The organism is Pedobacter nyackensis (assembly GCF_900176505.1).
GTDB classification, from domain to species: domain Bacteria; phylum Bacteroidota; class Bacteroidia; order Sphingobacteriales; family Sphingobacteriaceae; genus Pedobacter; species Pedobacter nyackensis.
Genome location: NZ_FWYB01000006.1, coordinates 149,228 through 168,882, shown reverse-complemented (window position 1 = coordinate 168,882; position 19,655 = coordinate 149,228). Strand labels below are relative to the sequence as shown.

20 protein-coding genes and 2 tRNA genes are annotated in these 19,655 nt (G+C 37.2%); 18 read left to right on the top strand and 4 right to left on the bottom strand.

Features of this window, described 5'->3' with window-relative positions; all coding sequences use genetic code 11:
- Nucleotides 1-15 precede the first annotated feature (15 nt).
- Nucleotides 16-1,152, top strand: a complete 1,137-nt coding sequence (locus B9A18_RS12975) for a TlpA disulfide reductase family protein (RefSeq protein WP_084289743.1) — start codon at nucleotides 16-18, stop codon at nucleotides 1,150-1,152.
- A gap of 103 nt (nucleotides 1,153-1,255) precedes the next feature.
- Nucleotides 1,256-2,320, top strand: a complete 1,065-nt coding sequence (locus tag B9A18_RS12970) for a TlpA disulfide reductase family protein (protein ID WP_084289742.1) — start codon at nucleotides 1,256-1,258, stop codon at nucleotides 2,318-2,320.
- Between the two features lie 49 nt (nucleotides 2,321-2,369).
- Here the strand turns inward: B9A18_RS12970 and B9A18_RS12965 are convergent, their stop codons facing one another.
- Nucleotides 2,370-2,909: an SRPBCC family protein gene (locus B9A18_RS12965; protein ID WP_084289741.1), complete on the bottom strand. Its 540-nt coding sequence runs from the start codon at nucleotides 2,907-2,909 to the stop codon at nucleotides 2,370-2,372.
- A gap of 216 nt (nucleotides 2,910-3,125) precedes the next feature.
- Here B9A18_RS12965 and B9A18_RS12960 point away from each other — a divergent pair, with 216 nt between their 5' ends.
- From B9A18_RS12960 to B9A18_RS12940, 5 genes are all read left to right on the top strand, one after another.
- Entirely contained in the window at nucleotides 3,126-4,100 is a 975-nt protein-coding gene (locus B9A18_RS12960; RefSeq protein WP_084289740.1) for an LCP family protein, read from the top strand.
- Between the two features lie 169 nt (nucleotides 4,101-4,269).
- Nucleotides 4,270-4,578 (top strand): hypothetical protein, encoded by a 309-nt coding sequence (locus tag B9A18_RS12955; protein WP_084289739.1) that lies wholly within the window; start codon nucleotides 4,270-4,272, stop codon nucleotides 4,576-4,578.
- Nucleotides 4,579-4,639: 61 nt separating this feature from the next.
- Nucleotides 4,640-5,074, top strand: a complete 435-nt coding sequence (locus tag B9A18_RS12950; RefSeq protein WP_084289738.1) for a tail fiber domain-containing protein — start codon at nucleotides 4,640-4,642, stop codon at nucleotides 5,072-5,074.
- A gap of 44 nt (nucleotides 5,075-5,118) precedes the next feature.
- Entirely contained in the window at nucleotides 5,119-5,409 is a 291-nt protein-coding gene (locus B9A18_RS12945) for an Rdx family protein (protein WP_084289737.1), read from the top strand.
- 212 nt (nucleotides 5,410-5,621) lie between these two features.
- Nucleotides 5,622-5,694 (top strand) — tRNA-Lys (locus B9A18_RS12940).
- Between the two features lie 885 nt (nucleotides 5,695-6,579).
- On the opposite strand, the gene B9A18_RS12930 is transcribed toward B9A18_RS12940, so the two are convergent.
- Nucleotides 6,580-7,014: an immunity 22 family protein gene (locus B9A18_RS12930; protein WP_084289735.1), complete on the bottom strand. Its 435-nt coding sequence runs from the start codon at nucleotides 7,012-7,014 to the stop codon at nucleotides 6,580-6,582.
- Nucleotides 7,015-7,144: 130 nt separating this feature from the next.
- On the opposite strand from B9A18_RS12930, the gene B9A18_RS12925 reads away from it, so the two are divergent.
- On the top strand, nucleotides 7,145-7,804 hold the full coding sequence (locus tag B9A18_RS12925; protein ID WP_084289734.1) for a hypothetical protein: 660 nt from the start codon (nucleotides 7,145-7,147) through the stop codon (nucleotides 7,802-7,804).
- A gap of 159 nt (nucleotides 7,805-7,963) precedes the next feature.
- Nucleotides 7,964-8,036 (top strand) — tRNA-Lys (locus B9A18_RS12920).
- A gap of 118 nt (nucleotides 8,037-8,154) precedes the next feature.
- On the opposite strand, the gene B9A18_RS12915 is transcribed toward B9A18_RS12920, so the two are convergent.
- Nucleotides 8,155-8,592 (bottom strand): VOC family protein, encoded by a 438-nt coding sequence (locus B9A18_RS12915; RefSeq protein WP_084289733.1) that lies wholly within the window; start codon nucleotides 8,590-8,592, stop codon nucleotides 8,155-8,157.
- A gap of 88 nt (nucleotides 8,593-8,680) precedes the next feature.
- Nucleotides 8,681-9,124 carry an SRPBCC family protein gene (locus B9A18_RS12910; RefSeq protein WP_084289865.1) on the bottom strand — a complete coding sequence of 148 codons (444 nt, stop codon included), beginning with the start codon at nucleotides 9,122-9,124 and terminating at the stop codon, nucleotides 8,681-8,683.
- Nucleotides 9,125-9,584: 460 nt separating this feature from the next.
- Here B9A18_RS12910 and B9A18_RS12905 point away from each other — a divergent pair, with 460 nt between their 5' ends.
- The 9 genes from B9A18_RS12905 to B9A18_RS12865 all read left to right on the top strand — a co-directional run bounded on the left by B9A18_RS12905 (nucleotide 9,585) and on the right by B9A18_RS12865 (nucleotide 19,555).
- Nucleotides 9,585-10,358: a hypothetical protein gene (locus B9A18_RS12905; RefSeq protein WP_084289732.1), complete on the top strand. Its 774-nt coding sequence runs from the start codon at nucleotides 9,585-9,587 to the stop codon at nucleotides 10,356-10,358.
- A gap of 405 nt (nucleotides 10,359-10,763) precedes the next feature.
- Nucleotides 10,764-11,441, top strand: a complete 678-nt coding sequence (locus B9A18_RS12900; RefSeq protein WP_084289731.1) for a hypothetical protein — start codon at nucleotides 10,764-10,766, stop codon at nucleotides 11,439-11,441.
- 37 nt (nucleotides 11,442-11,478) lie between these two features.
- Nucleotides 11,479-12,180, top strand: a complete 702-nt coding sequence (locus B9A18_RS12895; RefSeq protein ID WP_084289730.1) for a carboxypeptidase-like regulatory domain-containing protein — start codon at nucleotides 11,479-11,481, stop codon at nucleotides 12,178-12,180.
- A gap of 395 nt (nucleotides 12,181-12,575) precedes the next feature.
- The gene (locus tag B9A18_RS12890) at nucleotides 12,576-13,160 is read left to right on the top strand and encodes a hypothetical protein (RefSeq protein WP_084289729.1); all 585 of its coding nucleotides are present in this window, start codon (nucleotides 12,576-12,578) and stop codon (nucleotides 13,158-13,160) included.
- Between the two features lie 26 nt (nucleotides 13,161-13,186).
- Nucleotides 13,187-14,440, top strand: coding sequence for a hypothetical protein (locus B9A18_RS12885; RefSeq protein WP_144009492.1), 1,254 nt, complete (start codon nucleotides 13,187-13,189; stop codon nucleotides 14,438-14,440).
- 7 nt (nucleotides 14,441-14,447) lie between these two features.
- On the top strand, nucleotides 14,448-15,905 hold the full coding sequence (locus tag B9A18_RS12880) for a hypothetical protein (RefSeq protein ID WP_084289727.1): 1,458 nt from the start codon (nucleotides 14,448-14,450) through the stop codon (nucleotides 15,903-15,905).
- 316 nt (nucleotides 15,906-16,221) lie between these two features.
- The gene (locus B9A18_RS12875; RefSeq protein WP_084289726.1) at nucleotides 16,222-16,884 is read left to right on the top strand and encodes a response regulator transcription factor; all 663 of its coding nucleotides are present in this window, start codon (nucleotides 16,222-16,224) and stop codon (nucleotides 16,882-16,884) included.
- Between the two features lie 175 nt (nucleotides 16,885-17,059).
- On the top strand, nucleotides 17,060-18,382 hold the full coding sequence (locus B9A18_RS12870) for a hypothetical protein (RefSeq protein WP_084289725.1): 1,323 nt from the start codon (nucleotides 17,060-17,062) through the stop codon (nucleotides 18,380-18,382).
- 186 nt (nucleotides 18,383-18,568) lie between these two features.
- Nucleotides 18,569-19,555, top strand: a complete 987-nt coding sequence (locus B9A18_RS12865; RefSeq protein WP_084289724.1) for a 2-hydroxyacid dehydrogenase — start codon at nucleotides 18,569-18,571, stop codon at nucleotides 19,553-19,555.
- Nucleotides 19,556-19,655 lie beyond the last annotated feature (100 nt).

The window sequence follows — 19,655 nt, the reverse complement described above, 5'->3', positions numbered from 1 at the left end:
CTGATATAAAATATTATGAAGAAACTAGTTACAACTGCGCTTATCCTAATCCCGGTATTGGGATGGGCGCAAAATAATACCTACCATGTAAAAGGTAAATTTAAAGATGCCGGTAAGAATGGTAAAGTGTATATCAATTATTATAAGGCCGGAAAAACTGAAAGGGACAGCGCCTTGGTTAAAAATGGTGTGTTCGAATTAACAGGTCCATTGGAAGGGCCGCAACAGGTTTACATGTCTTTCAATAGTAATCCCGGGCAAGTAAAAAGCAATAAAGGGCGTACAGATGCAAGGTCGCTATATCTTGACAAAGGGATCATCACGATTGATGCCGTAGATTCCATTAAAACAGCTAAAATTGGCGGAGCGGCGATTAATGCTGAGCATGGAAAGTATAGTGCTGCTGTTGAAGCTTCAGATGCTGAACTTACTAAATTGAGGAAAGAATACCGTAGTCTAACTCCTGAACAGCGCAAAGATAAAGCATTAACTGATGCATTAGAGGCCAAAATGGAGCAGGCAGGTGAATCCGGGAAAGCCGCAATAATTCAGTTTATAAAACAAAATCCTGATTCTTATTTCTGCTTTGATGCTTTGCAGAAAATTGCTGGGTCGTATTTTGATGTGACTAAGGTTGAACCATTGTTTAATGGCTTATCGCCTAAAAACCGGAATTCTAAAGCAGGTAAAGCTTTTGTCGCGTCGATTGCGGCGAGTAAGTCTACCGAGATTGGTCAGATTGCTCCTGAATTCACTCAAATGAATACAGAAAATAAGCCTGTTAAATTGTCTGATTACCGTGGGAAATATGTGCTTATCGATTTCTGGGCTTCCTGGTGTGGCCCTTGTCGTGCTGAAAACCCAAAAGTATTGAAAGCTTATAATGCTTTTAAAGACAAAAACTTCACTGTATTAGGTGTATCGCTTGATCAGGAAAGAGACCGCGAAAAATGGCTTAAAGCAATAAAGGATGATGGAATGCCATGGATGCAGTTAGTCGATCCTAATAACGATGACCCTAAGGGTGCTGGGAATCTATATGCTATTAAAGCCATTCCTTCCAATTTCTTAATCGATCCGAAAGGAAAAATTATTGCCAAGAATTTAAGGGGAGAAGCCTTAGAAAAGAAACTGGCTGAAGTCATTAAATAACTTAAAATAATTGACTCCTACCAAATTATGCTTCAATTAGAGATCTAATAGAAAATTTTCGGTCAAATAAATTAGCTTTACGCCAACTTATTATACACAACAAATGAAAAAATTGATCCTATCCGTGCTTGCTGCCGCACCATTATTGGCAGTTGCACAAAGTGCTGCTTTTACTTTAAAAGGAAATGTAGCAAACGTTAACGCTCCAGCTAAAGTTTATTTAATGCGTTTTAGTGCTGGTAAAACCAGTTTTGATTCTGCAGCAGTTAACAAGGGCGCTTTTGAGTTTAAAGGATCTGTTACGGAAGCTACTTACGCACGTTTGTTTCTGGCTCATAAAGGCTTGGGCCTTAAAGAGGGCAAGGGGGATTTATTGAACTTCTATTTGGAGAACGCTAACATCGTTTTAACTTCAGCTGATTCTATAAAAAATGCCACTATTTCCGGATCGCAGGTTAATGCGGATTATAAGAAATATATGGCCTTGGTAGGTGACGGTTCTAAAGAACGTACGGGGACTGAAGAAGCAAGAGCTGCAGCGGTAAAAGAAAAAAATGCAAAAACTTTACAGTTCATCACAAAGCATCCAGCTTCTGAAATCAGCTTAATAGAATTAAAAAGACTGGCCGGTTATAGTATTGATCCGGTTAAAATAGAACCGTTGTTTAATAAGCTTTCTGCCAACCTACGCAATAGCCCGACTGGAAAGGAATTTAATGCGGCGATTAACAAGTCAAAACAAACTGCAGTAGGTAAGATGGCTTTGGATTTCACTCAAAATGACGTCAACGGAAAAGCTGTTAAATTATCTGATTACAGAGGTAAATATGTATTGCTTGATTTCTGGGCTTCATGGTGCGGTCCATGTCGTGCAGAGAACCCACATGTACTAAAGGCTTATAACAGTTTCAAAGATAAAAACTTTACAGTATTGGGTGTTTCTCTTGATGATCAGACCAAAAAACAAGCCTGGTTACAAGCCATAGAGAAAGACGGTATGCCATGGATGCAGGTTTCGGACCTGAAAGGGTGGAAAAATGAAGCAGCTGTACTTTACGGTATAACTGCAATCCCTCAAAATTACCTGATCAACCCTGAAGGAAAAATCATTGCCTCGAATTTAAGAGGTGCTTCACTAGAGAATGAATTAGAAAAACTTATTAAATAACAAAAAAGGCCGGTGTTAACCGGCCTTTTTTGTTTGCTATCAGAAATCATTATTTCTCCATTACTACTTTTAATTTTTCCAGGCCGCCCTGTAAATCCTTGCCCAACATTCCTTCCATATCCATGAATAACAACATCAGGTTCATTGGATAAGACATACTTCCTTTAAATCCCCATTTTACCGTTGTCTGATTTTCACCCGCAGATTGGGTAGCCATATAAGCATCATCTTCAGCCTCAAAAGGCTCTTTAAATCTTAATTTCATATCTACTCTGTCGCCTTCGGTGATATTGGTGATTTCCTGTTCACCTTTACCCACATTTTTGTTGGTGCTTTCCCAGGCAGAAATAAAACCAACAGTACCGTCGGTACCTGTATATGTCTTTTTCATTCCAGGATCAATGTTGTTCCAAACACTGTATTGGTCCTGGTTTTTAATGTGTTTAATGAAATCAAACACTTCGGCCTCAGGTTTGTTAATCGTGATCTGACGCTCTACCGCATAATCCCTTTTAACAAAAAAGGCAACAATTAAAGCCAGGACAACAATCCCAACGATGACAAATAAAAGTCCTTTTAAAATTTTCATAATGATCTTGTTTAGTTTCTAATTGGTTGTTTAAATAGCGATTATTAATTGTTATCTTGAAATGTTTTATATTCCCTGTTTAATACAATTGCTTATATCTTATATAAAGATGATTATTTTTTAAATCAAATGCTAAAACTGTATAAGAAATATAAACGTCGTGGCCTGGAAATTGTAATTATAAAGTATAACCTAAACTCAATATCAACCTAAGTGATGAAGAAGTTATTACTATCTGCTTTATTAATTACCCAGTGTATATATATACATGCACAGGAAACTCAGACTGCGACCGTAACCAATACGAAACCTGTAGCTGTTCAGTTGAACAGAAGTACTGAAGCCTTAGGTATATCAACAAAAACCAGAGATAAGGTTAAAGCCATGGTTAATCCTCCGGTTAATATCGCACTTTTTGCTGTCGACAAGCGTAAGGAAGATGATAAAGCAAATTCTGATGTGATCATGGTAATTTCCATCGATCAGCAAAACGGAAAAATTAAAATGTCGTCTATCATGAGAGATACTTATGTGAATATTGATGGACATGGCATGGGCAAAATTAATGCAGCATATGCACTTGGAGGGCCTCAGTTAGCCATTAAGACTATAAATCAGAGTTTTGATCTGGATATTAAGGACTATATAAATGTTGATTTTTATAGCGCAGCAAAAATTGTTGATGCGCTGGGTGGGGTTAATGTAAATGTAAAACAACCTGAACTTTCATACCTTAATAATTACCTGGATGAGCTGGCTATTTATGAAAAAATTCCTGCAATTCATGTTAATCAAGCGGGTTTGCAAAAGCTTAGTGGCCGACAAGCGGTAGCCTATACCAGAATCAGAGGTGTGGGTAATGGCGACTATGAAAGGACTGAAAGACAGCGTTCTGTACTGGTTGCACTGTTTAGTAAAATGAAAAGTTCAGGACAGGAAATGTTCTCGGCTTTCGCTTCAGAAGTGTTACCAAATCTGGAAACCAGCATGGCTAATTTCACGTTAATGAAATTTGCGGGGAGTGTTTTAAATTCTGAAAATAAGATCATCGATCAGGCTAGATTTCCATTAGATGGGGAAAGTGTGGGGAAAAGGATCAACAATATCTGGTATCTCACAACTGATTTAAAAACCACTACGAATTCTATTCATAATTTTATATACAAAAAAGGAAAGCCCGGAGCGAAATAAGCCGGGCTTTTACCTTCTTCGATTTTTGGCTTAAATGAATATTTTCGTTTTAATTTATTTTAAGGAAACTAATGTAAATTTAGTGTAAGGGTTTAAGCATTACCCTTTGTAGGGAATGTTATAGCTACTATATTTGGCGACGAACTTATTGAGATATTCAGCTGCTTATATGTTAAGAAAAATAACTGGTTTACTTATTCTGATTTCTTTTTTACTGATAAAAAGTACGCCTTTATTTGCTGCAGATCAATATGTGCAAAAGGTAACAGTATCCTGTACAGAACAGAATACTGATGAAGATCAGGATGCCGAAAAGGAAACCAAGCAGCTTGAAATTGCGGATGAAGATTTTATTGATGGAGCTGACGCTAAGGAATTAATTTCATCTTTTTCCGGAAAAGTATGGCCTACAATGGTCCCAGGGATATTTTCCACTTATATTGCGTTGCCATATCCGCCTCCCAACGCGGATTTATAAGCTTTATCTACAATAGCCTGAAGCTATTCACTCTTTTTTTATTATACGATAATTTATAAATATGAAAACTTTATTATTTAAAGGTTCTGTGATGGGACTTTTACTAAGTGCAGCTACTTTAACTGTTAGTGCGCAAAAAATTAAAGAAACAGATTTAAAGGTTAATGTTGACAAAATTTCTAATTCAACACAACAATTAAAAAATCTGGAGCCGGTTACTTTTAAATACGATGTAAATAAATACAAGCATCTTAAACTTCCGGCAGGCGAGCAGTATGGCTTTTTAGTTAGTAATGTAGAAGCTAACTTCCCGGCTATGGTTCATGAGACCTCTAAAATGTATCCGGCGGGTAAGAATAACTCAAAAACAGCAAAATATAGTGAAGTGCAGACCGCTGATCTGATTCCTGTGCTCGTGGCGGCTATTAAAGAGCAACAAGCAGAAATTGAGCTTTTGAAAAAAGAAATGCAGTTGCTTAAAGAAAAATCCAAGTAGTTCTGACGGCACCCTCTCTTTATTTTAATACTTATATTAGCTTAATGAACAACATAAAACCTACGGTGACTATTGAGTATTGTCCGAAGTGCGGATGGATGCTTAGAGCGGCTTATATGGCTCAAGAACTGTTGAGCACTTTTACAGATGAACTTGGTGGTGTATTGTTAAAGCCTGCAGAAATAGGAGGGGCCTATATTATTAGCATAAATGAGATGATTGTATTCGACCGGAAAGCGAAAGGCCGTTTTCCTGAGGTTAAAGAATTGAAACAATTAATACGAGATGTGGTGAGTCCGGAAAAAGATCTGGGACATTCTGATAAAACCAAGTGATTATTTGATGCCAAAAAAATGTATTCCTGCATTGGATTGGCGCTTTTTTTGAATAAAACTGGGCACTGGAGCAGGTCGATTGTAAATAATCTCTCTTAAAATCAGCCTACTATAGATTTGTCGATTAATTTCTTGCAGAATATATATCGTAACCCTATATTTGCATCACTTTAAACGGAAACGCTTAGAGTAAATGTTCAAATAAGAACGATGATTCCGTAGCTCAGCTGGTAGAGCATTACACTTTTAATGTAGTGGTCCTGGGTTCGAATCCCAGCGGGATCACAGAAAAGCCTCACAGAATGTGAGGCTTTTTGCATTAAAGGATATCTTGTTGCCTTTCCTTGACTATTCCGCATCTTTCACTCTCCGTTCTAATTGCCCTTTATAAACGAACTGTTTAACAGCTCTGGTATAGCGGTAATCTCATTTGATTCCTCACTTATCTTTACCTGCCCTAAAAACCATATTACTATCACTAGCCCAAGCGCTTACCATATGGATAAGGGCAGAAGAGTTCGATAAGATCCTGGAAATGGGAAGCTAGTTCGACGAGAGCTGTTGGCTCCAGTATACCTTCAGTGTACCTCCAGTATACCTCCAGTATACCTGTCCTATTCAAACGGAGATACTTTGTGCGTCAATCAAATTTTAGTCAGGGTTGCGTTAGCCAGAACCGAAGCAACCCCGACGCAAGACCGAAGGATCCCCGAAGCAAGTGGACGGGTATATAAGAGGTATATAAGAGGTATACAGGTACTACAAAGATCCGAACATTATCAATCTGACTTTACGCTAAAAATTTTAATGCTCTCGTATGTTAAAAATTGCGCTCATTTGTGGGGATTCTTCCCATATCTTAGACATACAAATAGGTCTTTTTGAAATCTATTATTTTCTATATAGCACTTGCAGAGATCACGAACATTTTAGCGCATGGCTTATTAATTTAAAAGGGAGGGAATTTTATGATAAAGCGCTAATTCAGTTTAATGAATAGTATGAGTCTGGAGGAGATCTTATTGTTTGGTTGGAGTCACTACCTCATGCGGCCAGTCCGAATCATTCCGAATTGGCGAGGTTTGTTCAATATTTAAGTTTTAGTGAGTTAAAAGTATAAAATTCATCAAGAAAGGAATGATTCTCTAGCCCGCTACTTGGTTTATCTGTTTAGCCAGGGATGTTGAAACTACCAATATAGAGCATGTCGTTATAATTTTCGAGTGGTTTGTCTATAATAAGCTCGTCATCAGCATAACCAAGTATGACATTTACAGTGGAGATTCCTTTGCTGACGCACGCTTGGTAGATGTCAACTTCCGTTTGATCATTCCAGATTGGTAGTTCTTCTATGGCAGTTTGTATACTGATTCTTTTGCGACTGTAGTAAATTGTGATCCAATCTACATCGTAATCATATTGTTTATTGATGTCTTTGCTGAACTGGGAGCGGAGATTGAAGTCTGGGGTATTTCTTGCATAGGCTTCATCGGTCTTGAACCTGTGGTTATCTTTGATAAATTTGTTTTGGTCAAAATACTTGTAGAATTGTTCTTGTGTCTTATTTGATGTTCCTGCCCAGATGTGTATACGTTGCTTTGTCATTCTATTTTTGCTTGGTGCTATTAAAGGTGTAAAGGTAACAACTTATTAAGTCCTATTTTTTTAATCCCATTTCATTCTACGAGAATAATGTCATATTATTGAACAATACATAAAAAGGGATTAAGTATTTATGAAAATATCGAGAAATGACCCATTTGATTTGAACCTCTGTATCAGAGGGCTGGGAGTGGGGGTTACCTATATGCATTCCGATATTTATGAGTTTATTTACTATTTTACGTTTAAGAAATCTATGAAAATGTACGCCGCAGATTTCAGAAATCCCTGGGAACAATCCATAGATCATCATGATTTCTTTATGAAAATTGACGATCCCATTGTTCAAAATTGTCTTGTTACAATGGAGCGGCTGATTGAATATAAACTTGAGATTGCCTTAAGATTTGGGATAGATGAAGACGAAGACCTGGCAGACGAGTTCATTGTTTCGCAATCACATAGATTTAAACCTTATCGCTTGGTTTTTAAGCGATCTAAAAGTTATAAGAAATTAATCCCGTACTATGACCGTACTTTATCAGGGATTATAGAAAGTTTATCGTTGTATGCTTGTGCTTTAACAGCACAGAGTTACAAAATACCACTTGTATTGAAACGTCAGTTAAGTCTGCCTGATACGGATAATTACAGACTGTTGAATCATGATGATAACAATGTCGAATTGCTGATAAAGTTAATCGTAGAATTAAAGAAAGATCTTGACAATTTTAGAGATTTAAGCCTGAATAAGGTATCAATGGCACGTCGTGTTTCCACCAGGAAGGCCTAAATCAAAGATTTGGTTCGTGTTTCAGTTAAAAACAGAATTTCTTTTTCTCTATAAATCAATAGTTTATAAGGAAGTGCTGCGTTAAACTAAAATTAAGTCTTCGTTAAGGTATTAAATCCGCATAATTTTTATACTTTTGCATTCCTTCAAAAAGGGAACGATTCCGTAGCTCAGCTGGTAGAGCATTACACTTTTAATGTAGTGGTCCTGGGTTCGAATCCCAGCGGGATCACGAAAGCCTCACAGAAATGTGAGGCTTTTTGCGTTAAAAAATATTACAACATTTTCTAACTTTTCCTTGACTACAAATATCCATAGTCAAGGAAAAGTGGTTTTCCCTTGACTATGGATTATTTCGCTTCTTTAGCGACACCGTAATCTATCATCCAGCACACCCCATATTTATCTTTAAAGCTGCCAAAATAATCACCCCAGAATTGATCTTGCATGGGCATTTCCACTTCGCCACCTTCAGATAGACCCGCAAACAAGCGGTCTGCTTCTTCCCTGCTTTCAGGGCTGATACAAATGTAGTTGTTATTGCCGACCACTAATTTTTGTCCGGCAGAAGGCATAATGTCTGAAGCCATTATTACATCGCCACCAGTTATTGGCAATGACACGTGCATTACCAGGCCTTTTTCTGCCTCAGTAATATTTTCGCTGTCAGGCATTTCACCCATCCTCATGATACCTCCGGAGAACTCGCCACCGAAAACGGACTTGTAAAAGTTGAACGCTTCTTCGGCATTGCCGTCGAAGTTTAAATAAGGATTAAATTTTGGCATAATCGTATTTTTTAGGAATTTACTATGGTTAGTTATAAATCTGAAAGTATATGCGGGCTTAGTAGTTATTGATCATCATTGTAATATTTTACTGCTCTGAGAGTCTTTTTACTTCTTCCAAGCCTTTAGTAAAGCCCTTGTTCAGCGTCTCTTCCCATTCTTCTCCTGTTTGTACAGAAGCTTTAAGTTTAGTAATCCCGTCTTCTTCAGAAAGATGGTATTCTTCAAGCGAACCTGCCCAGCTTTTCACTTTTTCACTAATGGTATCTTCCTTGCCATCAGCTACTTCTCCTAGGTGCTCAAATACGATGTCATAAGGTTCATTTTTGGTTTTAATGGTGCTAATCATGCCATTGCCTTTTCCATCCACGAAGAGGGTTCTGCCTCCAACCTTCCAATCACTTTGCACGGTCGAACCGGCACCTGGGCTAAAGGCGTCTGTCCATTGGGGATAAGTAGTTTCGTTCCAAAGCGTGTCCCAAACTTTTTGAGCCGGTGCTTTGATCTCTTTTGTGAACTGTAATGTTTTCATAGAAATATTTTTTAAAGTTTTCGACCTGTCTAATAAATTATAGAATAAAACAGACATCAGTGAGGTATTAATGCAATTACTCCTTTGCAGCTTCCTGGATATCTTTGACAATAATTTTCGCCATACCATAAACAGGGGCGTGTCTTTTTCATGATTTTTGTTTTAATTGCATTAATAATGAGTTCTTTAAACAATTTTAGCAGCGCAATAGTTTTATAAAAAGTCTTTTAGTTGAAACTTTATTGGCAACCAGGCTTATAAGCATGAGTTTGTTCATGCAATTTTAGGCTCAAGTGCAAACTGCTTTTTTTGCAGGAAGGGATAGCGGTACTATTTGCGTTAGGATTTTTTCCAAAGATTGCAGTTTAGTATTTTCCTTAGTAGTAGGAAGCCGGGGCTATTGCCAGCTATGAAAAATTCTTTATATATTTAGATCGAATATTTTAACTCTCAGACTTCTATGAAATCTCTCTCGCTGTTCGCAACCCGTTACATTAGTTTATTGCTCGTTATCGGTACAGCCGCTTTATCCTGTAAGAAGAATAACAATTCTGAACAAGAAAAAACTGGTTTTGGCAACATTTCCTATTTTGCAAACGCTTCAAGCTCTAATGTCAGAAAATTTTCAAGTAATGGTATTAAAACCGGGGTTTCGAGTGTAGTTGATACGACAACGACGGTAAATGTAGCATGGTCTTCGGCAACTGTTTATGTAGAAAAAATTTCCTTTGTCGGAAAAAGTAACAGCTTGCTTGATACGACAATAACGGTCCAAAAGAATTTGAATATTTTTAGTCAGGATGCGCTGGCAGGTGTATTAAAATTACCTTCCGGTTCTTATAAAGACGTCGCCGTTAAACTACAATGCCGGAAGTCACTGATCCCCGGATTGGCATTTAATTATTATGCATTTTATTTCAAGGGTACATTTAAAAACATTCTTGGTGGTATAGACAGCGTGGTTGTCGGAAGTTCGCTTCCTTTTGAGGCAAATCTTTCAGTAAACGAAATCGTAATTGACCCCTCTGATAACTATAAGGCTACTTTCAGTTTTGACTTGAATAAAGTTTTAACGGGAATCTCTGCTGGACAAATGGAGTCAGCTAAAAACTATTATAAAGATGGCAAAAGAACCTTTTACATTTTCAAAGGAGGATCTGCAGATGAACCATTTTATGATCAGGTGATCTGGAACTGGCAATCTGTGGCAAGTGTAGTCGTTACAAAAGAATAGGAATCCAGGTACTTGGTTGTAATAGTTTCTCCGATCCTCAAAACGAGGAACCCTAGAGCGACTCAAGCTGATATTTCCACTCCCTGATCATATCGGGATGCTCATCAATTTCTTTATCTGTTAAGTCAGGATTTGCTTCAGAAAATTTGAAATCTATGGTATGTGCTGATTTCAACTATCGATTCCCCAAAATTATCGATGTTAGGGGTAACCCATCAATCTGGCTAAGGCAATCCTGAAGTTTACTTTTTGTAGCTCAGCGATAGTATGAGATTCGCAATAGCTAATGACTTCTATTAAAACCATAAGGAGAATAGCAATATTGGTATTTATTTTTTAATTAAAAAAAATATTTAACAACAACTCAATCATTATAATATATTTGCGCCAAAATAAATAAACATCATGAAATCAAAATTAACCTTCTTAATCCTGCTTTTGGCAGTGTTTACTTCCTGTAAAAAAACTACTAATGTTGAAGTTAAGCTTTCTACCAGTGGAAAACTTACCTATAAACTGACTGACGATGCCGGAAAAGGATTGCCAAACGTAAAAGTTTCTTTAATGGATCGTCAGGACAATTATTCAAATACAACGATCCTTCTGGATGCACGCTTAACAGATCCAAATGGCCAGGTTGACTTTGGAGATCTTAATCCAAAAAATTATCTGCTTGTTACAGATTCTCCGAAGGTTAACAATGTAACCTATTTCATTCAGGAATATGTCCAGGTAATCACGGGTGCTGTTAAGCATAAAGAGACAAAAGTCACGGATCATTCGGGAACATTTACAATGACGGTTAGATCCTACAACAATAATCAACCGCTAAAAAATATCGGTGTAATCATGATTCCATCCAATAAATTTAATTATACCTTTTCTACAACTGTCAATTTAAAAGTCGCAGATTTTTCAGGAGTTACTAACGACGCTGGTTTAATCACATTTAAAATCCCCTCTAATAAATCATACGCGGTATATCTTTATAATACATTAACAAATGCATCTTACAACTATAATAATAGTGTATCTGTCCAGAAAGATGCTACGCTTAACTATTCAATGACTATATATCAATAATAGCTGAATTATAAATACGCTTATTTTTTATAAGAATATGAAATGTAAAACAATACTTCTGCTGGGACTGTCTGTTTTGACAGTCTCCTGTAAGAAGATTACAAATGTTGAAGTAGTTGATGGGGTCAATACAGGAAAGTTGAGTTACAAACTTAATGATGATTCTGGGAAAGGTTTGGCTGGTGTTAAGGTTTCAGTTTATGATACAGAGACTAATTTCAGTACGAGCTCGCCAAATCCTAATGCATTGGTTGGTACAGTCCTAACAGATCATGAAGGTGTAGCCTATTTTTCGGATTTGTTGCCTAAAAATTATCTGGTGACTACGGATTCTCCTACAGTAAATAAGGTTAAATACCGTACCGATGAGTTCGTTCAGATTGTTGCTGATATCGAAAAAAAAAAGGTTATCAAAGTATCTGAATTTTCGGGTCTTTTAAACATCAGGCTGATATCTAATATTGACTACAGGACTCCATTAAAAAACCTGGGGGTTGCAGCCCATCCAGTTAGTGGTGTCCGACTTAATTCCGATAACGTAGCAGATGTTGCTAAGGCCTCAACCCTTAAGGGGGTAACTGATGAGAATGGATTTGTATCCATTAAAGTTCCTTCAAATATTACCTTCGATTTTATTGTATATCATCTTATACACCGTAATCTTGGTTGGGGGCATGGTAACTATAGGGTTGGAAAAGAGGAGAAAAACATCATTACACTCTATACTTATCCGTTTTAAAAATTATGTTATTTCATTCACGGCAGAAATTATCTGTCAGATCATGAACCAGGCAGGTTTATCAAAATTTATCTATAGTAATTGCAGTTAAAATGTATAAAATAAAAGGTGAGTGATTCGGCGAATCGAATTTGCAAGGGTTTTTTGTTTACTGACAATATCACTGTCAGTAACTTAAACTTTCCCTTATTCTTTTCGCTGTATATATAATTGATATTTATCATTGATTAGGTGGGTATATAGGTAATCAATCCCAAAAGTTGTGGAGCAGCGGTTAAAAAATGGGTAATCTTTTTTTTGAGCTAATAACATATTTTCACTTATTCAATAGTTTGGTTCTTAAATCTTTATAATTAGACGTTTTTGATTAGCTTTACGCTTTAAATTCTTTAATTATGAAAAAAATATTATTTCTTCTATTAATTGTAATTGGGGTTCGCTCTCAATCAACAGCACAGGATTACATCGATCCATTACCTAGTTTAAAACTTTATCCAGGCACTGTAGTTACACTTGACGGCACTGTAATCAATGGATATGTTTATAATAACTACAAGGAAAAAAATCAAAAACAGTGTTTGTTTTATAAAGAAAAAGACGGGAGAAGCGAGCGTATTTACAAGCCAAATGAATTAATAAGTTATACTATTGAAAATACCGAATATAGAAGTGTTAATTATGATGGCACGCTTAGATTTGGCAAACCAGGTAAAAACTTTGTTTTTGTGGCGCAACCAGGTGCAATCACGACTTATGCATACTATGGTTCAGAAAAGCAAATTTTTTGGGCAAAAGGAAACGAAGCGCCAGTTATTGGTGCTGATTTAACTTTAGGGTTTAAGAAAAACATCAATAAGCTTATTGGTGATAATACAGCGCTTGCCAGCAAGGTGGAGCAAAAACAAAAAGGTTATGGTATGATGAATATCATTGATATTATTAATGAATACAATGCCCAGGCATTGGCTGAAAAACCTTAATTACCTGTTAAATTAACGCCAAAATTATGAAAAATAGATATCTCGGTTTTTGTATGTTATTGCTGTGTCTAAATATGAACAACAGCTTTGGTCAAAGACTTAAAGAAGAAAAAATCAGCTACAGCTATAATAGACTACCTTCGGCAACAATTGCAGGTATAAAAAATTATCAGGTTGTTGGGGAACCTGCTTATGAAGTAAAAAACAAGCAGCTTTTAGAGGATTATAAACAACAAAAAAAAGAAGCCATAGATAAATACAACAGAGAAATTGCTGTTTATGCAAGTTTGGTAAAATCTGCAAATGAAAGCTATGAGAAGGCTATGGCAGAATACAATAAAAAAACAATAGGAAAAAAAATCGTCGAACAGTCTTTGTTGGCGTCAGGCAAGCCTCAAAAAGAATTTGTTGCCAAACCTTACCTTGAAACTGTCGAACTGCCAAAACTGCAATCATCTTATGATTATAATACCATTTTGAGTACTTATGTCAAATTGGAGGGCTATCAGCTTGACCCGTCAAATGCATTAAAAATCGTGGTGTTATTTTATGGTTTCGATCATACCCAACCAAGGTCTATTGGTGAAGAAATGAGCAATTTGAGTAGCGGAGATGGCAAAACATCAGCCTATAAATCGATGGTTTATCATACCGAATTTTCCTATCGCCATCCCATGGCAGTAAAGGTTTATGACCCACAGCAAAAAGAAATTTTAAGTGTAACACCTCCGGAACTGAACAGTTACAAAATATACAAATCAGCTAATTCTGATCGCCAGTTGAAATCGAATAATGAATTATTGATCAAACAGAACGAAGAACGTGTACTACAGGCAAACCTGACATTCATTAATAACCTGCTCAATGATAAATATGGCTATTCTAGCGTAAAACGAGATGCGATCCTAAACTACATTAAAAATGGAGATAGTGAATATTCTGATTTAACAATGGCATTTAATGAGGCTTCTTCAGGTTTATTGATGTTGCAACAAGATGGCCCTTCGGCGGTAGGAAAGCTTATGAAAGCTAACGAAATCTGGAATAAAGCCCTAACCGAATCAGACCTGAACAATAAAAAAGCCAGGATCAACAAAGAAATCACCATGGGGATTTATTTTAATCTATTGGAATGTAATTTCGCAATTGGCGACGCCAGGGGTGGACAAAGCACTTTAGAGAAAATGAATTCGCTGAGCATGAGCAACAATGAAAGAAGGTTGAAATTAGATTACGACATTTTATTCGCCGAACTTAAAAAAAGACAGACAACAAATTAACAATCTTATGAAATATTATTTATACTTAATTACCTTGTTCGTTAGCACAAATGCTTTTGGACAAATTAAAGTTACAATCGGAAAAAACAGTCCACAGTTTGTGGTTGAAAAACAGCCTACTTTTAATGCTTATAGTACTGCCGACAAGGATTATTTCATCATCAGCAAAGTAGTAAGTTTTCAAAAAATAAACACCCTCATCACTGTTGATAAGATTGGGAATATCGTTACCAGCAAGGATATTAGTGTAAATATGGGTGTTTCAAATAGCACTGTGGACGTAGTTGATCTGATGGTTTTTGGCAACAGATCATTGATATTTTTACAGAACAAAAGCAAGGCGGATTTAAAAAACCAATTGGTAGCAAAAGTGGTTGATATAAATGGCAATATCGCCACTGACGCGACTCCTATTGCCAGCATGAATTTCCTTAAGCTTTCAAATGGTGGAAAATGGTATACTAGCGTTACCCCCGATAAAAAGCATCTCGTGATTATTGGTGTAAGTCCACATGTAAAAGATGCCCCGGATGTAGTAAATTACTATATTTTGGATGAAAACCTGAAAGAAACCGCCAAGGGCCAATTCAGTTTTTCAGGGTATACAAAAGAGCTTTCTTTCGGAGATTTTCTAGCTTCAGATAAAGGTGATTTTTACATGACGAGCTACGAATACGACAAGTCATATATTTATCCCGTAGTTTATAAATTCTCTGTTGGTGGTACGCCAATGATCATTCCGGTAATGATTACTGATCCTACTTTAAAGAACCTCAGTTATACATCTGCTTTAAGTCCGCAAGGCGACCTTATCATTGCTGGGTACACACAGAAGAAAGCCAGTTTTGTGGCCGGTGAAATAGCTAATAATGGTATGTGGTTATTCAACTCTTCGGTACCCAATGAAGTTAAAATTTTTAAAGCGGAAACAGCAGTTCAAAATATTATCGCCAGGAACATTGTTTACAACGGGGATACCTTTTTCTTGATCGGGGAACAATATAAAAAAGAAGAAGTAAAAACGAGTGGAACTATTAGTCCTTCGCAGCTTTCGAACCCTAATTACAACTATACACATGGAGATATTAATGTAACGGCGTTTAGTAATGATGGCAGCAAAAAATTTGAGATTCCGATCAGTCGTAAAATGAGCTCACAGAACTTCGATCAAGAACTCATGGTCGGTACTGGTGTGATCAATAATAAACTTGCACTCATTTACAATGATCAGTACAATAAATACTTTGAAGATAAGTATCACGAATTTACCCGTTTAAAAGTTCCGGTAGCAGTTTTGGTTACCAACGACGGCTTAATGGAAGCACCGGTTCAGTTTTCAAAAGAATTGGATATCAAGATGAGTTCTTATACCTTGTTACCACAATATACAGTTTCTAGTAATGGAAAAGTAACCGTACTTTCAGCAAATAGCCAAGCCGTTAAGACTGTAACGTTTTCTAAATAGAAAATCCTTTTTGTTATAAGTATTAAGTACCTACCATATGGGGCACAAGATTCAAAATAAAAAAGGCTGTTAATCGCATGATTAACGGCCTTTTTGCTTTTTCCGTAAACCTTTATTCCTTACTTTTCTGAGATTCATGCAAACCTCTTGCATCAGATGTAACTATATCTGGGATCACAACAACTGCAGCTCACCTAAAGGCTTGCATTACAGTGGAAAAGGTAAAACATTCTCCCCCCTTTTAATGTTATTTTACTATTGTGTATGAACCATTAATCAATTAATTAAATTATTCATCCCCCTTTAACGCAATTATATGATTCATTTAGCTATTGCTGACGATCAAAAGTTATTCAGGCAGGCACTTTGTTTGCTTCTGAAGCACGAAAGAGAATTTTGTCTGGACATCCAGGCTGAAAACGGTCCCCAGCTCCTGCAACTATTGGAAAATGCTAAAACATTACCTCATGTGGTTTTGATAGATATGGATATGCCGGAAATGAGCAGTATTGAACTAAACCAACAGTTGCAACAATATTTTCCTTCTATAAAAGTAATCATGCTCTCCCTAGATTCATCGCCAAGTCTTGTCTCAAGAATGATAGAATTGGGGGCAAGTGCATACCTGCTTAAAAATTGTGATACAGAGGAACTGATCAGTGCCATAAATAGTGTTTATCATACGGGGTTTTATGCAAATCATCAAACTATGCAAGCGGTGCAGTACACAGCTATTTTAAAAGCAGCACGGCAAAAGAGCCTTTCTGAAATCACTTTATCCATCACTAAGCGTGAAATGCAGATCCTTGAAATGATCTGCTGTGAACTGAGTACTGCTGAAATAGCTGAAAAACTTTACTTAAGCGCTCGTACTGTTGAAGGACATCGTAAAAACCTCTTACTAAAAACGAACAGCCATAATACCGCCGGACTGGTTCTGTTTGCCGTGAAAGCCGGATTGTTTGACTTAAAGCTGTAATCCAACACAAAACAGCGTATAACTACCCGATTTTAAAATCAGGTAGTTATACGCTGTTTTAAAGGATTTATTTGATGTTACTTTGGTTAATCATTAGATTAAAATGTTTGATTAACAGGCGTTTGCTGAAAAGCCTTAAAGAGAGTAGGCATCATCCTTATTACACACCATCACTATGTTAAGAACTAAAAATTATTCGGAAGAAACTGATGTTTTAGAAATTGAAAATGGTCTAGAATTGAATCAGGAAATCAGGAACATTCAGCAAATGTGGGATGCTGCAATTGCTTTACAAAAAGCCGGTGCATATGACACCGAAGCAATGTACAAGATTTATAAAAACATGAACCCTAAACTTACTTTCCAGGACATCGCAAATGTTTGTAGTGGGGTATATGCGGACACTTATTGGAGTAACATCTTCATGGATCCTGCATTGCTAGCCAAGAGCCTTGTACAGGGGTTGGGCCTTGATCTAGGCACAGCCAATACTATAGCCGGTATTGCTATTTCTCAATGGAGAGGGGTATTGAGCCGCAAAAACATCAACGATACTGGCGTTATTCCTACACAGGGCGATTATTCTCAAAGTATTGATATTGTTTGCAACCAGAATACGCAATTGGATACCGATCAGGTGATAGAGCAATGGAACAATCAATTCTGGCAAATGCCACAGGTAGGTAAGAATTACATTTATGCCCGTTGTGCAAATACTAATTTTTTGGGAGAGATTACCACACCGCAGGTACAAATGTTTTATTCAACGGGTGGTTTTAATCAACCTCCAACTGCCTGGACCCAGTGCTTCACTGCCAAAAATGGTGCTGCAATAGGTGATGTAGTGCTAGAAGGTGGCAAGCCGGGGCCTCTTGGAGCCGGTATTCGTGGCGTTTCTGAAGCATTTATGCTCAACCCAACATCTACACAGCATATTTGTGTAATTTCGGCAATAACTTCTGATTTTTTTGCAAAAAATAATCCATTGAAGATCACTTTGGGTAATTGGAATTCCAGCACCTACATTACCCATAACGGGGCTTCTGCATGGCATAATTTTGATCCTCAGATTAAAACAGAAGATCAGTTGTCATTTTACAATCAGGATAATACAGAAGAGGAATTCACTTTTGTGGCACGTTGTAAAAATGTACCTATTGGTTCTAGAATAGCGCTTAAAAGTGATGATCCTGCCGTGAAATTTGATAGTGGAATTATCGTGACTACTTCAACCACTCAGGTCATTAAAATATCGGCTATACTTCCGGGTAATTATGCAGGGACGCTTAAAGTAAGGTTTGAAGATGCAAATGGTAAGTTACTTACAGCAAATGCGGCTCTTGAAATTTCCATGTTGTGGAAATTAAAGCAAGGACACATACATTATGTAGATGCCATCAAGCAATTAGGGGCTGTAGAAACCTTAAGGTCTTTAAGGGAAGTTCAGCTGTCAATGGGAAGCTTTACACTTACAGGTGGTTTGCCGATAAAAAATTAGTAGGTTCGAATCCCAACGGGATCACAAGTCATGTAAAAAGAGGCATTTTGCCTCTTTTTACATTTTAAGACACTGCAAATCCAACTTGTTCCAAGTGCATTTGGTGGTGTTCCTATAGGAAGCATAAATTCATGGGGGCTGCAATAGTGGCTGGAAATAACAGTACCTTACAGAAAATCTACCCAAATGAAAATTGCAATATTCAGTAGCTGTAAATATGACCATGATTTTCTCAAGCAGTATAATACTGGCCATGAACTGACCTTTTTTGAATCTACACTTACGTTAAAGAATGTGACGCTTACAAAAGGATTTGATGCTTTATGTTTGTTCGTAAATGATCAGGCTAATTCCGAAGTACTGTACGCGTTGAAGGAAAATGGAGTAAGGCTTATCCTGTTAAGATGCGCTGGTTATAATAATGTAAATATCGAAGTTGCTGCAAAGACAGGAATTAAGGTACTTAGGGTTCCTGCATATTCCCCTGAAGCTGTAGCAGAACATGCTATGGCTATGATCCTTACCCTTAACCGCAAAACCCATAAAGCCTATAACCGAATTAGAGAAGGAAACTTTTCGCTTGATGGGTTAATGGGATTTAATCTGCATAATTGCAAAGTCGCTCTCATTGGAACGGGAAACATTGGAAAGGCATTCTACAGATTATTAAAAGGATTCGGATGCAGGGTAGCTGCTTACGATCCATATCCTGACCTTAACCTGATTAGCGAGGGCTTGATATATGATAACCTGGAAGAGGTACTCAGGGACGCCGAAGTCGTATCACTACACTGTCCGCTGTCTGAGGAAAATCACCACATGATTAACACGAACACACTTAAACTTTTTAAAAAAGGGGCTATGTTGATTAACACCAGCCGTGGGGGACTGATTGACACGCAAGATGTAATCACATCCTTAAAGTCAGGGCACCTCGGCTATCTTGGGCTCGATGTTTATGAGCAGGAATCGAAGCTATTCTTTCATGATCTTTCCGGCGATATTATTCAGGATGACCTGATATCAAGACTTATTTCCTTTCCGAATGTGCTCATTACCTCCCATCAGGGGTTTTTCACCCGGGAAGCAATGCAGCAAATAGCCGAAGTCACATTTGCTAATGCAGATGCTTTTGAGTCTGGAATATCTCTGGTCAACGAAGTGGACAAATGAGTATCGATTCTATCTCTGGACAATAATTTCACATAGTAGCGTAATTTATGCAACCATATTGCCTTTAAAAGTGTTCTATTAATGTTGCAGCTTAATTATC

What these genes read in the sequence shown, in the direction of transcription:
- B9A18_RS12945 (WP_084289737.1), top strand. Translation starts at nt 5,119, where the DNA reads ATGAACAACATAAAACCTACGGTGACTATTGAGTATTGTCCGAAGTGC.
- B9A18_RS12880 (WP_084289727.1), top strand. Translation starts at nt 14,448, where the DNA reads ATGAAATATTATTTATACTTAATTACCTTGTTCGTTAGCACAAATGCT.
- B9A18_RS12970 (WP_084289742.1), top strand. Translation starts at nt 1,256, where the DNA reads ATGAAAAAATTGATCCTATCCGTGCTTGCTGCCGCACCATTATTGGCA.
- B9A18_RS12885 (WP_144009492.1), top strand. Translation starts at nt 13,187, where the DNA reads ATGAAAAATAGATATCTCGGTTTTTGTATGTTATTGCTGTGTCTAAAT.
- B9A18_RS12960 (WP_084289740.1), top strand. Translation starts at nt 3,126, where the DNA reads ATGAAGAAGTTATTACTATCTGCTTTATTAATTACCCAGTGTATATAT.
- B9A18_RS12915 (WP_084289733.1), bottom strand. Translation starts at nt 8,592, where the DNA reads ATGCCAAAATTTAATCCTTATTTAAACTTCGACGGCAATGCCGAAGAA.
- B9A18_RS12865 (WP_084289724.1), top strand. Translation starts at nt 18,569, where the DNA reads ATGAAAATTGCAATATTCAGTAGCTGTAAATATGACCATGATTTTCTC.
- B9A18_RS12905 (WP_084289732.1), top strand. Translation starts at nt 9,585, where the DNA reads ATGAAATCTCTCTCGCTGTTCGCAACCCGTTACATTAGTTTATTGCTC.
- B9A18_RS12955 (WP_084289739.1), top strand. Translation starts at nt 4,270, where the DNA reads ATGTTAAGAAAAATAACTGGTTTACTTATTCTGATTTCTTTTTTACTG.
- B9A18_RS12895 (WP_084289730.1), top strand. Translation starts at nt 11,479, where the DNA reads ATGAAATGTAAAACAATACTTCTGCTGGGACTGTCTGTTTTGACAGTC.
- B9A18_RS12925 (WP_084289734.1), top strand. Translation starts at nt 7,145, where the DNA reads ATGAAAATATCGAGAAATGACCCATTTGATTTGAACCTCTGTATCAGA.
- B9A18_RS12910 (WP_084289865.1), bottom strand. Translation starts at nt 9,124, where the DNA reads ATGAAAACATTACAGTTCACAAAAGAGATCAAAGCACCGGCTCAAAAA.
- B9A18_RS12930 (WP_084289735.1), bottom strand. Translation starts at nt 7,014, where the DNA reads ATGACAAAGCAACGTATACACATCTGGGCAGGAACATCAAATAAGACA.
- B9A18_RS12900 (WP_084289731.1), top strand. Translation starts at nt 10,764, where the DNA reads ATGAAATCAAAATTAACCTTCTTAATCCTGCTTTTGGCAGTGTTTACT.
- B9A18_RS12950 (WP_084289738.1), top strand. Translation starts at nt 4,640, where the DNA reads ATGAAAACTTTATTATTTAAAGGTTCTGTGATGGGACTTTTACTAAGT.
- B9A18_RS12870 (WP_084289725.1), top strand. Translation starts at nt 17,060, where the DNA reads ATGTTAAGAACTAAAAATTATTCGGAAGAAACTGATGTTTTAGAAATT.
- B9A18_RS12975 (WP_084289743.1), top strand. Translation starts at nt 16, where the DNA reads ATGAAGAAACTAGTTACAACTGCGCTTATCCTAATCCCGGTATTGGGA.
- B9A18_RS12965 (WP_084289741.1), bottom strand. Translation starts at nt 2,909, where the DNA reads ATGAAAATTTTAAAAGGACTTTTATTTGTCATCGTTGGGATTGTTGTC.
- B9A18_RS12875 (WP_084289726.1), top strand. Translation starts at nt 16,222, where the DNA reads ATGATTCATTTAGCTATTGCTGACGATCAAAAGTTATTCAGGCAGGCA.
- B9A18_RS12890 (WP_084289729.1), top strand. Translation starts at nt 12,576, where the DNA reads ATGAAAAAAATATTATTTCTTCTATTAATTGTAATTGGGGTTCGCTCT.